At 71.0% G+C, this 12399-nt stretch carries 12 protein-coding genes; 3 read left to right on the top strand and 9 right to left on the bottom strand.

Annotated elements, in window-relative coordinates:
• Nucleotides 1–139: 139 nt before the first annotated feature.
• The 4 genes from OIU81_RS30195 to OIU81_RS30180 form a co-directional block, all read right to left on the bottom strand.
• Nucleotides 140–1021, bottom strand: coding sequence for a MetQ/NlpA family ABC transporter substrate-binding protein (locus tag OIU81_RS30195; RefSeq protein WP_329152894.1), 882 nt, complete (start codon nt 1019–1021; stop codon nt 140–142).
• A 73-nt stretch (nt 1022–1094) separates the two neighbouring features.
• Nucleotides 1095–1829, bottom strand: coding sequence for a methionine ABC transporter permease (locus OIU81_RS30190; RefSeq protein WP_329152892.1), 735 nt, complete (start codon nt 1827–1829; stop codon nt 1095–1097).
• Nucleotides 1826–2917, bottom strand: coding sequence for a methionine ABC transporter ATP-binding protein (locus tag OIU81_RS30185; RefSeq protein WP_329152890.1), 1092 nt, complete (start codon nt 2915–2917; stop codon nt 1826–1828). Before OIU81_RS30185 ends, OIU81_RS30190 begins: the two co-directional genes overlap by 4 nt.
• Nucleotides 2918–3298: 381 nt before the next feature.
• On the bottom strand, nt 3299–3943 hold the full coding sequence (locus OIU81_RS30180) for an HAD family hydrolase (RefSeq protein WP_329152888.1): 645 nt from the start codon (nt 3941–3943) through the stop codon (nt 3299–3301).
• A 117-nt stretch (nt 3944–4060) separates the two neighbouring features.
• Here OIU81_RS30180 and OIU81_RS30175 point away from each other — a divergent pair, with 117 nt between their 5' ends.
• Complete coding sequence (locus OIU81_RS30175; protein ID WP_329152886.1) at nt 4061–4429, top strand: hypothetical protein; 369 nt, start codon at nt 4061–4063, stop codon at nt 4427–4429.
• Entirely contained in the window at nt 4422–4883 is a 462-nt protein-coding gene (locus tag OIU81_RS30170; protein WP_329152884.1) for a hypothetical protein, read from the top strand. The genes OIU81_RS30175 and OIU81_RS30170 overlap by 8 nt, the downstream gene beginning before the upstream one ends.
• A 54-nt stretch (nt 4884–4937) precedes the next feature.
• On the opposite strand, the gene OIU81_RS30165 is transcribed toward OIU81_RS30170, so the two are convergent.
• On the bottom strand, nt 4938–5480 hold the full coding sequence (locus tag OIU81_RS30165) for a GNAT family N-acetyltransferase (protein WP_329152882.1): 543 nt from the start codon (nt 5478–5480) through the stop codon (nt 4938–4940).
• Between the two features lie 320 nt (nt 5481–5800).
• Nucleotides 5801–6940, bottom strand: coding sequence for a glycerophosphodiester phosphodiesterase (locus OIU81_RS30160; RefSeq protein ID WP_329152881.1), 1140 nt, complete (start codon nt 6938–6940; stop codon nt 5801–5803).
• 297 nt (nt 6941–7237) lie between these two features.
• Here OIU81_RS30160 and OIU81_RS30155 point away from each other — a divergent pair, with 297 nt between their 5' ends.
• The gene (locus tag OIU81_RS30155; protein ID WP_329152879.1) at nt 7238–7906 is read left to right on the top strand and encodes a lysophospholipid acyltransferase family protein; all 669 of its coding nucleotides are present in this window, start codon (nt 7238–7240) and stop codon (nt 7904–7906) included.
• Nucleotides 7907–7983: 77 nt separating this feature from the next.
• On the opposite strand, the gene OIU81_RS30150 is transcribed toward OIU81_RS30155, so the two are convergent.
• The 3 genes from OIU81_RS30150 to OIU81_RS30140 all read right to left on the bottom strand — a co-directional run bounded on the left by OIU81_RS30150 (nt 7984) and on the right by OIU81_RS30140 (nt 12355).
• Nucleotides 7984–9954 carry a bifunctional metallophosphatase/5'-nucleotidase gene (locus OIU81_RS30150; RefSeq protein ID WP_329152877.1) on the bottom strand — a complete coding sequence of 657 codons (1971 nt, stop codon included), beginning with the start codon at nt 9952–9954 and terminating at the stop codon, nt 7984–7986.
• A gap of 233 nt (nt 9955–10187) precedes the next feature.
• Entirely contained in the window at nt 10188–11807 is a 1620-nt protein-coding gene (locus OIU81_RS30145) for an MFS transporter (protein WP_329152876.1), read from the bottom strand.
• Nucleotides 11804–12355 carry a TetR/AcrR family transcriptional regulator gene (locus tag OIU81_RS30140; RefSeq protein WP_329152873.1) on the bottom strand — a complete coding sequence of 184 codons (552 nt, stop codon included), beginning with the start codon at nt 12353–12355 and terminating at the stop codon, nt 11804–11806. The genes OIU81_RS30145 and OIU81_RS30140 overlap by 4 nt, the downstream gene beginning before the upstream one ends.
• Nucleotides 12356–12399 lie beyond the last annotated feature (44 nt).

The raw sequence follows: 12399 nt of genomic DNA, 5'->3' as shown, positions 1-12399 counted from the left end.
TCGGCGGTCCGGGGCCCAGGGGGCGTCCGTGCGGTCGGCCACCCTGCGGTGACCTGCGCGGAAGCGGTGGAATCCGTGCCTGCGCACCCGCCCGCGCCCGGAGAAGGGCGGGCGGATGCGGAACAGCGGACGGAGCGGCTCAGCTACCGGCCGGGCCGAAGGCCGGAATGACCGAACCGTCCTTGTACTTGTCCTCGATGAACTTCTTGACCTCGGGGGAGTTCAGCAGCTTGGCCAGCTTCTTGATCCGCGGGTCGTTCTCGTTGCCCTTCTTGACCGCGAGGAAGTTGGCGTAGGGGTTGCCCTTCGCCTTCTCCAGGGCCAGCGCGTCCTTGGACGGCTTGAGCTGCGCGCCGATGGCGAAGTTGCCGTTGATGACGGCGGCGTCGACGTCGTCGATGCGCGGCGCGGTCTGCGCGGCCTCCAGCTCGGTGATCTTGATGCCCTTGTCGTCCTTGACGTCGGTCAGCTTGGCGTCGGAGCCGACGCCGGGCTTGAGGGTGATCACGCCGTGGTCGGCGAGCAGCTTGAGCGCACGGCCCTCGTTGGAGGGGTCGTTGGGGACCGAGACGGTGCTGCCGGACTTGAGCTCCGAGAGCTTGTGGATCTTCTTGGAGTAGAGGCCCAGCGGCTCGATCAGGACGTTCTGGACGGGCACGATGTGCGTGCCGTTCTCCTTGTTGAAGGTGTCCAGGAACGGCTTGTGCTGGAAGAAGTTGGCGTCGACCTGGCCGTCGTCGGTGACCTTGTTGGGGATCTTGTAGTCGTTGAACGGCTTGACGACCAGCTTGAGACCCGCCTTGGCCGCGAGCTTGTTCTTGACGAAGTCGAGGATGGCGCCGTGGGGGGTGGGGCTGGCGGCGACGACCAGGGGCGCGTTCTTGTCACCCTTGTCGCTGCTGGCGGTGGTGTCGGAGGGGGCCGAGCAGGCGCTCGCGCCGAGGGCGACGGCGGAAGCGGCGGCGACGGCCACGGTGATCTTGACGGTGTTGCGCACGAAGAGTGCCTCTTTCTTGTTCACACACGGGGGTTCATGTGCGGTGTCCGCCCGGCAAAGGGTCCGGGCTCTCGGGTCGGAGCGGGTGGCTCCGGGATCAGGCGGCTTCGGTGACGGCCACCGGCTCCTCGGTGCGCGTGCGGCGCAGGCCGACGCGCAGGGACGAGACGCGGGTGCCACGCTGGGCGAGCCGGCGGACGACGAGGTCGCCGAGCACCTGGACGAGGGTGACCAGGAGGATCAGCTCCACCACGGTGGCGATCATCAGCGAGGTCTCGTACTGCTGGTAGCCGTAGGTGTAGGCGAGGTTGCCCAGACCGCCGCCGCCGACCGCGCCGGCGATGGCGGAGTAGCCGATCAGCTGGATGACCAGGGTGGTGACGCCCGCGATCAGTGCGGGCAGCGCCTGCGGGAGCAGCACCTTGAAGACGATGGTCCAGGTGCCGCCGCCCATGGCGTGGGCGGCCTCGACCAGGCCGTGGTCGACCTCGCGCAGGGCGGCCTCCACCAGCCGGGCGAAGAACGGGATGGCGGCGAGGGCGAGCGGGACCACGGCGCCGGTCGGACCGATGGACACGCCGACCAGGAGTCGGGTGAAGGGGATCAGCACCACGATCAGGATCAGGAACGGGAAGGACCGCCCGATGTTCACGATCGCGCCGAGCACCTTGTTCACGACGATGTTCTGCAGGACGGCGCCGCGCTGGGTCAGATGCAGCAGCACCCCGAGCGGGATGCCGAGGAGCACCGCGTAGAACGTCGACCACCACACCATGAAGAGGGTGTCGAGCGTGTTGTCGTACAGCAGCGGCTGCATCTCGTTCCAGGTCACTTGGCACCTTCCTTCTGCAGCGCGCCGGCGGGCACCGGGGGCGCTGTGTCGTCGGCGGCTTCGGCGGTCACACCGGTGGCCCCCGCCACGTCCGCCACATCCACCTGCAGTCCCTGCTCCCGCAGGAAGCCGATGGGCACGACGTTCTCCTCGAAGCGGCCGGGCAGCTCGATGCGCATCCGGCCGACCTGATTGCCGCCGACGGTGTCCATGGCGGCGCCGAGAATCGAGATGTCGACGTTGTAGGTGCGCGACAGCTCGGAGATCACCGGGCGGGTGGCGGCCGCCCCGTGGAAGGTGATGTCGACGACGGTGCGGTCGTCGGCCGAGGGCTCGCCGCCGACCGGGAACAGCTCGCGGGCCAGCTCAGAGCCGGGCGTGGCGAGCAGCTCGGCGACGGTGCCCTGCTCGACGACCCGGCCGTTCTTCATCAGCGCGGCCGAGTCGCAGATCGACTTGACCACGTCCATCTCATGCGTGATGAGCACGATGGTCAGGCCCAGCTTGCGGTTGAGGTCACGCAGCAGCTGGAGGATGGAGCGGGTGGTCTCCGGGTCCAGGGCGCTGGTGGCCTCGTCGGAGAGCAACACCTTGGGGTCGCCGGCCAGCGCGCGGGCGATGCCGACGCGCTGCTTCTGGCCGCCGGAGAGCTGGGCGGGGTAGGCCTTGGCCTTGTCGGCGAGGCCGACCAGGTCCAGGAGTTCCAGTGCCTTGCGGGAGCGCTCGCGGCGGTCGACCTTGAGGATCTCCAGCGGCAGTTCGACGTTGTCCTGGACGGTGCGCGAGGACAGCAGGTTGAAGTGCTGGAAGACCATGCCGATGTGGCTGCGGGCGGCGCGCAGCGGGGCGCTCGCGCGCTGGCCGCGCCCGGCGAGGGAGGTCAGCTCCTGACCGGCGACGGTGACCGTGCCGGAGGTGGGGCGCTCCAGGAGGTTGAGGCAGCGGATGAGGGTGGATTTGCCGGCGCCGCTCTGGCCGATGACGCCGTACACCTCGCCCTCGCGGACGTGCAGATCGACGCCGTCCAGGGCGGTGACTTCGCGGTCTCCGGAACGGTAGACCTTGGTCAGGCCCGAAGTGGTGATCACAGGGAATTCCGTCACTGTCGAGTGCTCGGCGGTCGCCCGCCGGAGCACGGGGCATTCTTGCGAGTGCGGCAGGGGGGAACGGGCGCGGCGGCGGGCGCGGGGCCCGGCTCCGGGTTCCGGTGACGCGGGGCGGCCGTGGCCGTCGGCTGTCCGGCGAACGGCACATGGCAGTGGGTCTCGCTTCGGGGCGCGAGGCTCAGGCGGGGGCCCTCAGCGGTCACACATTCGACACATGCAACGAGCACCGGGCGTCAGGTACGCCTCGGTCGCAGGGGTGCGGTAGCTCGTCGTGGTCATGGCGGCAAGTAAACCAGACAGCCGTGCGGGCCGATCAAGCCAGTCCGTATGGCGGACATGCCTGACCGACCCGTGGACAGCGCGCTAGCGCGCGACGGTGATCTCCACCGACCCGCCCGTGGCCTGGGCCGATACCGCCGAGAGGTCGGGGACCACGACGTCCGCCGACAGCTCCTCGGCCCGGTGCGTTGTGGCCAACGCCACGGTCGCCATTCCGGCCGCGCGGCCCGCCTCGAGCCCGACGGGGGCGTCCTCGAAGACCACACAGCGGGCCGGGTCCGCCCCCAGCCGCCGGGCGGCCAGCAGGAACGGCTCCGGGTCCGGCTTGCCCCGGCTGATGTCGTCGGCGGCGATCACATTCTTCGGCCGGATCCCGGCCTGGCCGAGCCGGGCCTCCGCCAGCCGGCGGGTGGCCGAGGTGACCACGGCCCACCGCTCGGCCGGCAGGCTCTCCAGCAGGGCGAGCGTGCCGGGCAGCGCCACCACTCCCCCGGCGTCCTCGACCTCCAGCTGCTCGATCCGGGCCACCGCGGCCGGCACGACGTCCGCGGGAAGCAGATCGGCGACTATCTCCGCCGCCGGGCGGCCGTGCAGCGGGACCCGCGCGAAGTGCTCCTCGGTGACGCCGTACTCCCTCGCCCACCGGGACCAGCAGCGGTAGACGGACTCCAGGGAGGAGATGAGGGTGCCGTCATTGTCGAAAAGGAGCGCATCAGCGGTGATCTTCATACTTCACGAGCGTACGTGCCACGGTGGGGCCGGAGACGGCCGCCCGCCCCCGGGCGATTAGCATCACTCCATGCTCCACAACCCCACGGCGCACCGGCATGCCGCCCGGAGGCCCCGGTGATCGACGCGCTGACGGTCGCGGTCGCGGTGACCGCTCTCGCCCTCGCCTGCTGGTGCGGCTTCGCCGCCTTCCGTGACCAGCCCACCAAGGACTGGCACTTCATCGGTATGGCCCTGGTGTCGCTGCTCGGCATCGTCCAACTGGTCATCGCCGTCGTGCAGTTGGCGGGCGGACACTCGCCGGACAAGGGCACCGCGCTCTTCGTGGCGTATCTGCTCGGCGCCGCCGCCTGTGTGCCGGCGACCGGGTTCATGTCGCTCTCGGAGCGCACCCGCTGGGGTTCGGCCACCGCCGCCGCGGGCGCCGTGGTGCTGGCTGTACTGGAAGTGCGACTGTTCGACATCTGGGGAGGCGGCAGTGCCTGAGACCACCACGGCCCGCGGCACGGCGGGCACCGTGCCGGCGAAGCGTTCCCTGGGCACCGGCCCCGGGCGGCTGCTGGTCGCGCTCTACGGCGTCTTCACCGTCGCGGCCGCGTCCCGCTCGCTCTACCAGCTCCTCGCCCAGTTCGACCGGGCCCCGCTGGCGTACAGCCTCTCGGCCCTCTCCGCGGTCGTCTACGCGTTCATCCTCTTCTCGCTGGTGCGCGGCGGTGAGGGCGCCCGCCGGGCCGCGCTGGCCTGCTGTGCGCTGGAGCTGGCCGGGGTGCTCGGCGTCGGCACCTGGACCCTGCTCGACCCCTCCGCGTTCCCCGACGCCACGGTCTGGTCGGACTACGGCATGGGCTATCTGTTCATCCCGGTCATCCTGCCCGTCACCGGGCTGCTGTGGCTGCGCCGGGCCCGTACGGAGCAGCCGGCCGCCCCGGTACAGGACTGAGGGCGGGCCCGCAGCCGGGCCCGCCCCCTGTGTTCCGCCGGTTCCCGTGTTCCGCTACGCCTGCGCGGCGAGCGCGCCCACGCCCGGTCCGGCGGGCGCCGCCACCGGGGCGACCTCCTGGCCCGGTTCCTTCTCCAGCGTCACCACGCCCCTGCGGGAGCCGGACTGCTCGGTGGCCACGGGCGTATAGCCGTGGCTGCGGTAGAGCCGCAGGTTGCCGTCGCCGCGGTGCCCGGTGAACAGGCGGTAGCGCAGGGCCGCGTGCTCGTCCGCGAGCCGCCGCTCGACCGCGTCGAGCAGCCGTCCGCCCAGGCCGTGCCGCTGCATCCGCGGGTGCACGATGAGCTTGGCGATCCGTGCGGTGCCGTCCTCGCCGACCGTGCCGCGCACGGACCCGACCACCTCCTCGCCGAGTCTGGCGACCACGACGCAGCCCTCGCCCAGCTCGGCGCGCAGCGCCTGGAGCGTCTGGGTGAGCGGCTCGATGCCGTAGTCGTCGTGGAGCGCGGCTTCCTGCTGGTAGCAGAGGTACTGGAGTTTGAGGATCTGCTCGGCGTCCTGGTCGGTCGCCGCAGAGATGGTCACACTCGTGCCCATGCGCCTATGCCTCCCCTATTCGGTTCGCTGGCCCGGGCGCGCTGAGGGTGTAAGGGGTGCGCCCGGAACGATGTGCCCTGACAGGCGGCTCCGCGGGGTACCCGGCGCCGCCGTGGCGGGGCTGACACTGCTCCTTCCGGACTCCCCGGAATGTGGCAGCGGCAATCTCCGCCGCGAGCATTCTGCGCAGGCGCACCGGACGAGCGGAACGGACCGGCACCGAGCTCTCCTGTGACATTCCCAACTCAGATGAGAGTGCGGTGAGGTGGTGCCGGTCCGGGCGGGCCCGCCGCGGCGGCGGCCGGGCCCCGGCGCTCGGCTCAGTGCTTGCGGAACTCCGCGGCGGCCAGCAGCGCGGTGTCGCAGTTATCGGAGAACAGGCCGTCGATGCCGGTGCCCAGCAGCGCCTTGAAGTAGGCGAAGGAGTCGCCGTAGGCGTTCGGGTCGGAGCCGCGGCGCAGGTCGGTGGGCAGGAAGGTGTTCTCGTTGCGGACCGTGTACGGGTGCAGCACCAGCCCCGCGGCGTGGGCGTCCTTGACGACGGAGGTGGGCGTGCCCAGCTTGCCGTCCTTGTCCCGCGGGATGATCACCGTGAGGTCCGGGCCGATGCCCTGGGCGAAGCCGGCGATCCACTTCAGGCCCTCGGGCTTGATGAGATCGGCGACCGTGCGCGGGTCACCCGCCTCGACGAAGTCCCAGGACCGGGTGTCGGGCGTGCCCAGCAGGACGATCTTCGGGCAGCCGACGAGCCTGCCCAGGCGCTGGAGGCTGCTGGGCTCGAAGGACTGCAGGAAGTTCGGGGAGTCCTTACGGTGCCGCCCGTGGGCGCGCAGCGCCTTGGCCACCCGCTCCTCCAGCGGCAGGCCGAGCTTCCGGAAGTAGGTGGGGTGCTTGGTCTCGATGTGCAGCCAGACCCGGCGGCCCCGCTTGCGGCCCTCGCGCTCGGCCCACTCCAGGACCTCCTCGAACGTCGGCACCTCCCACCGGCCGTCGTAGAGGGTGTTGTGCTGCCGGGTTCCCGGTATGCGCTCCTTGGCGCGCAGCGTCTTGAGCTCAGCGAGCGTGAAGTCCTCGGTGAACCAGCCGGTCAGCTTCACCCCGTCGACGGTCTTGGTGGTCTTGCGGCCGGCGAACTCGGGGTGCGCGGAGACATCGGTGGTGGCGGTGATGTCGTTCTCGTGACGGCACACGAGGTGGCCGTCCTTGGTGGGGACGAGGTCCTGTTCGATGACGTCCGCGCCCATGTCGAGGGCGAGTTGGTAGGAGCCGAAGGTGTGCTCGGGGCGGTAGCCGCTGGCGCCGCGGTGACCGATGATCAGCGGCACCGGCAGGTCCCGGGCTGTCTCGCCACCGCGTTCGCGGGCACTGGCCTGGCCGGCCCCGCCGAACACCGCCGCTCCCGCCCCGAGGGCCGCCGCCCCCAGCAGTGTCCGCCGTCCCGGCTGCTCCCGCTTGTGCATACGCACGCTCCTTCGATTGAGATGTTCTGTCGTCCTGCAGGTGCTTCCGGGTGTTTTCCGGCGTGCGGTGAGGCGTGTTGCACCCCGGCCCACGGAACCAGGCCGATCGTAAGCACGGACGGGTGATGCCGGGGAGACGCACGCGAAGTTCAGGGGGAACATTGGTGGTAACACACGTCAACTGTGTGTATCGACCTCGTAAACCCGATGTGCGCGCGGGAGTGACCCGCGAGTATCGTCCTGGGCTGCAGAGTTCTGCGCCTGCTCGACGTTGACCACCACGACCCGGAGGACCCGTTGTCCCGCATTGTGCTGAAGGCGATTCTCGGATTCGTCATGCGTGTCCTGTACCGCCCGAAGGTGGAGGGCATGGAGCGCATTCCGGCGACCGGGCCGGTGATCCTGGCCGGGAACCACGTCACGTTCATCGACTCGCTCTTCCTGAGCCTGGTGGTCAAGCGCCCGGTGTACTTCATCGGCAAGGACGAGTACGTCACCGGCAAGGGCCTCAAGGGCCGGGCGATGGCCTGGTTCTTCACCAGCTCCGGCATGATCCCGGTGGACCGGGACGGCGGGCACGGCGGGGTCGCCGCGCTGATGACCGGCCGCCGGATCCTGGAGGAGGGCAGCGTCTTCGGCATCTACCCGGAGGGCACCCGCTCCCCCGACGGCCGGCTCTACCGCGGCCGTACGGGCATCGCCCGGCTGACCCTGATGACCGGCGCGCCCGTCCTCCCGTTCGCGATGATCGGCACGGACAAGGTGCAGCCCGGCGGCAAGGGCCGCCCGCACATCGCGCCGGTGACGGTGCGCTTCGGCGCGCCGCTGGACTTCTCCCGCTACGACGGCATGGACCGCGACCGCTATGTGCTGCGGGCCGTCACCGACGAGGTGATGAGCGAGGTCATGGAGCTGTCCGGCCAGGAGTACGTCGACATCTACGCCACCAAGGCCCGGGCCGCCTGACCGCTCGCCGCCGTACAGCGGGCCCCCTCCGTTCCGCGGAGGGGGCCCGTTCGTACAGGTGCCCGGTCGTGCGCAGGTCAGCAGGGTACCCGGAAGCCGCCGGGGCCGCGCCGTCCCTCGCCGCTGCCGGGCCGCGCCGTGCGCAGCGCCGCCTCGGGCCGCGGGACCAGGCTGCCGTCGGCCTGGAGCAGCTGCTGGTGACGGGCGACGGTGCCGGTGCGGGCGCCGGGCACCCCCGCGTTCTTGACCGACACCCGGTTCAACGGTGCGGGAGACAGCTGTTTCTTGGCCCGGACGAAGGAGACGAAGCTCTCGAAGTCACGGGTGTGGCGGACCGGTGCGGTGAATCCGGTGAAGGCGCTGAAGCCGTCCTGGTTGATCAGGGTGTAGGAGGGGGCGGCGAGGCGGTAGCGGCGGGTGAGGTTGAGGGCGGTGCCGTCGATGAAGACATCGGACGGGTCGATCCGCCGGCCGACCGGCCCCGCGGCATCGAAGGTGTAGCGGACATTGGCGGAGACGGCCAGCGGCGAGTAGCCGAGGCCGCCGCCGGCGGTCGGCGCCCACTGTTCCTCCAGCGCGTCGTGGATCTGCCGGCCGGTGACCGTGACGGTCATGATCGGGTCGCCGAAGCCGACGGAGTTCCAGGCCTGCGCGAAGGTGACGGTGCCGCCCGACGCCTCGTCACGGATCAGATCGCCGGCGATCACGGCCTGGCCGACGCGCGGTGCGACCGCGATGACGGCGAGGTCGGCGGGGGTGTTGGGGTGCTCCGCGGGGTCGTCCATCGGGCCGTGCTCCTGGCGGCCCGCCCACAGGGCCCAGTCGGCCACGAGGTTGCCCATGGTGCTCTCCCCCGCGGCGTCGCGCCGCCGGGTGAAGGAGGCCGTCTGGGTGCCCAGGCTGCTGCGGGCGCGCCGGCTGCCGTAGTCCGCCCAGTAGCCGGCGATCGACCGCAGCTCGGGGTCCGGCGTCACATCGCGGGTGTTGGGGTGGTTGACGGAGGTGGTCAGCTCGCGGACCACCGAGCCGGTGGCGGGGTCCAGCCGCAGATTGATCTCGTTGATGAGCTGGCCGTAGCAGCCGGCCTCGACGAACGGCCGGGGGTCGCCGTTGGGGTCGGGCAGCATCATGGTGAAGGCGCAGTGCCAGTGGCCGGTGACGATGGCGTCGATGTCCGGGGAGGCGCGCAGCGCGAGTTCGTAGGCGGGCCCCGAGGGGTTCTTGCCGCTGGAGAAGTCGCTGCCGGCCACCGCGCCGTCGTGCATGCTGAGCACGATCGCGTTGACGCCGCGTTTCTTGAGTTCCGCGGCGCAGCGGTTGGCGGTCTCCAGCTCGTCCAGGGTGCGCAGGCCCGGCTGGTAGGAGCCGGGGAAGGACTCGGTGCCGATGGCGGTCAGATGGATGAAGCCGACCGGCAGCCGGCGGCCGCCGCCGGCGTCCACCTGCACGATGTTGTACGGCGGCAGCACCAGTTCGCCGTTGGAGTGCCAGACCATGTTGGCGCTGTAGTAGGGGAACTCGGCGCCACGGAAGCGGTGGCCGGTGGAGTCCTTGAAGTCGTCGTCGCGGCCGGTGACCGGGTAGCTGTCGCCGTCCTCCATGTGCGAGGTGAGGTAGGTCGCGGACTTGTCGAACTCGTGGTTGCCGGCCGAGGCGAAGTCCAGGCCCATGGCGTTGAGGGCCTCGATGGTGGGCTCGTCGGCGAAGGAGGCGGCGTCGAACTCCCAGCCGGAGAACAGGTCGCCGGGGGCGAAGAAGAGGGAGTTGCGGCGGCCGTCGCGCAGCCGCTCCAGGTGGGCGGCCATGGAGGCGACGCCCCCGACGGTGTAGGTCTTCCCGCCGGCTCCGGTGATGATCGAGTGGGCGCCCGGGGCGCCCTGCAGATAGCCGTGCAGGTCGGTGATGTTGAGGAGTTGGACGTCTACGTACTCGTCGGCCGTGGCCGCGTCGCGGGCGTGGCCGGTGGCGTAGGCGTTGCTGCCGATGGCGCTCGCGGTGGCCAGAGCCCCCGCGGCGGTGAAGAAGGAGCGTCGTCCGATGTCGCGCACTGCGTCACTCTCCTGAGCGGGCCGTCCGTGAGGGGACGACGGGAGAGTCAAGCAAGCCGCTCGGGACGGCCGGTCACCACGACGCGTACCGGGCGTGAACGGGCGGGGGACAGTCGCCCCCAGGGCGTGTCCCGTGGATCATGCAGGGTGCGTGGCACCTGATCCACGGGACACGCCCTGGGGCGCGGTGTGTGCCCGCCGTCCGGCGGATCGGCCGTTCGGCGAGACGGGTGTTACGGGCGCTCGGCCGGGCCGGGCCGCTGGGGCTCCTGCCCGGCCGTGGCGAAGGCCGCGGTGTCGGCCCCGGCCTGGCTGCTGCCCAGCTCCTGGCCGCGGAGCAGGAACCAGGCGGCTCCCGAGGCGGCCAGCAGGACCGCCGCGCCCACCCCGGCCGCGACGTCCACGCCGTTCACGAAGGAGTCCTGAGCGGCCTTCAGCAGCGCCCCGCCCTGTCCGCCGGGGAGTTGGCCGGCGATCACGACGGCGCCGCCGAGCGACTCCCGGGCGGCATCGGCGGCGGGCTCGGACACCCCGCCGGGTGTCGGGAATCCCCGGTAGATGCTGGTGACGATGGAGCCGAGCAGGGCGATGCCGAGGGCCGCGCCGAGTTCGTAGGCCGTCTCGGAGACCGCGGAGGCGGCGCCCGCCTCCTCCTTGGGCACATTGGAGAGGATCACATCGGCGGTGACGGTGAACGAGAAACCGGCGCCGACCCCGACGATGAAGAGGATGAAGCACAGCGCCGCGGTACCGGTGTCGGCGTGCAGGGTGGTGCAGCCGACCAGCGACAGCCCGACCACCGCGAGACCGCCGGCCACCACGATCCGTACGGACAGCTTCCGGGCGACCCAGCCGGCCGCCAGGCCCGCGCCCACCGCGCCGACCGCGGCCGGGAGTTCGACCAGCCCGGCGTTCAGCGGCGAGCGCTGCTGCACCATCTGGAGGAACTGGGAGAGGAAGAAGACCAGTCCGGACAGCCCGAGGATGGTCAGCAGATCCGCCAGCACCGCCCCGGAGAAGCCGCGGTGGGCGAAGAGCTTCATGTTCAGCAGCGGCGAGGGCAGGGTGAGCTGCCGGCGGACGAACCAGACCAGCGCGAGCACACCGAGGACGGCCGCGAGGGCGATGTCCCAGCGGTAGCCCTCCACCGCCGCTTCCTTGACGGCGTAGACGACGGCGACGATGCCGACGAGGGAGAGCCCGACGCTGGGGATGTCCCAGGGCCCGGGGTCCGGATTGCGCGACTCCGGGATGACCTTGGCGCCGACGGCGACCAGCAGCGCCATCACCGGCAGGTTGATCAGGAAGACCGAGCCCCACCAGAAGTGCCCCAGCAGAAAGCCGCCGAGGACCGGCCCGACGGCCATGCCGGCCGAGGCCATCGCGCCCCAGATGCCGATGGCGAGGCTGCGTTCTCTGGGGTCGTGGAAGAGGTTGCGGATCAGCGCGAGGGTGGCGGGCATCAGCGTCGCACCGGCCACGCCCTGGAGGGCACGCGCGGCGATCATCATTTCCGGGCTGGAGGCGTACGCGGCGAGCACCGACATCGCGCCGAAGCCGACGGAGCCGATCAGCAGCAGTTTCTTGCGGCCGACGCGGTCGCCGAGGCTGCCCATGGACACCAGCAGACCGGCGATGACGAAGGAGTAGATGTCACCGATCCACAGCAGCTGGGTGCCCGAGGGGCGCAGGTCTTCGCTCAGGAAGGGAGTGGCGAGGCCGAGAACCGTGGCATCGACGCCGACCAGCAGAACGGCGAGGACGAGGACGGCCAGTGCGAGCCAGCGGCCCGGCCGGGGCTGGTCGTCCACATGGGCCGAACCGGCCGGTCCTGACGCTATGGTCTCGGTCATTTCTCCATGCTCCGTCGGATGCCGCCGAGCAGCAGCTCGGCGATCGAGTGGTTGAGGTCGTTGCGGGCGACCCGTCCTTCGTGGACGGCCCAGGCGCCGGCGCCGATCAGTCCGTAGAGCGCCTCGGTGAGCCAGGCGGCGCTCAGCTCGATCCGGAAGTCGCCCTCTGCCTGGCCGCGCCGGAAGAGGGCGGTGATCCGGGCGTCGAGCTCTGCCCAGCCGGCGTTGATCTCGCCGTCCTCGAAGAGCTGGTTCTCGGTGAAGAGGAAGGCGAGTACGGCAGCGACCGGTTCGGCCGCCTCGATCAGCCGGCGCAGCGCGTCGGCCGCGTCCCCCTCGGCCAGCCGGGCCCGGTCGATGGCCTGCGCGAACTGCGCTATCCCCTGCTCCTCCAGCGCCTTGATCAGCGCGTCACGCCCGGCGAAGTGCCGGTGCAGGGTCGCCCTGCTGATGCCCGCCGCGCGGGCGATCTCGTCCATCGAGGTCGTCGCCCGCCGCGTGAGCAACGCGGCGGCCTCCTTGAGTACCTGCTCCCGATCCACAGCCATGAGACATACAGTACCCGAATGAGACACTGATGTCTCACACTGTC

This window comes from Streptomyces sp. NBC_01454 (assembly GCF_036227565.1).
Classification (GTDB): domain Bacteria; phylum Actinomycetota; class Actinomycetes; order Streptomycetales; family Streptomycetaceae; genus Streptomyces.
The sequence above is the reverse complement of the archived record's forward strand: the minus strand, read 5'-3'. Positions and strand labels throughout refer to the sequence as shown.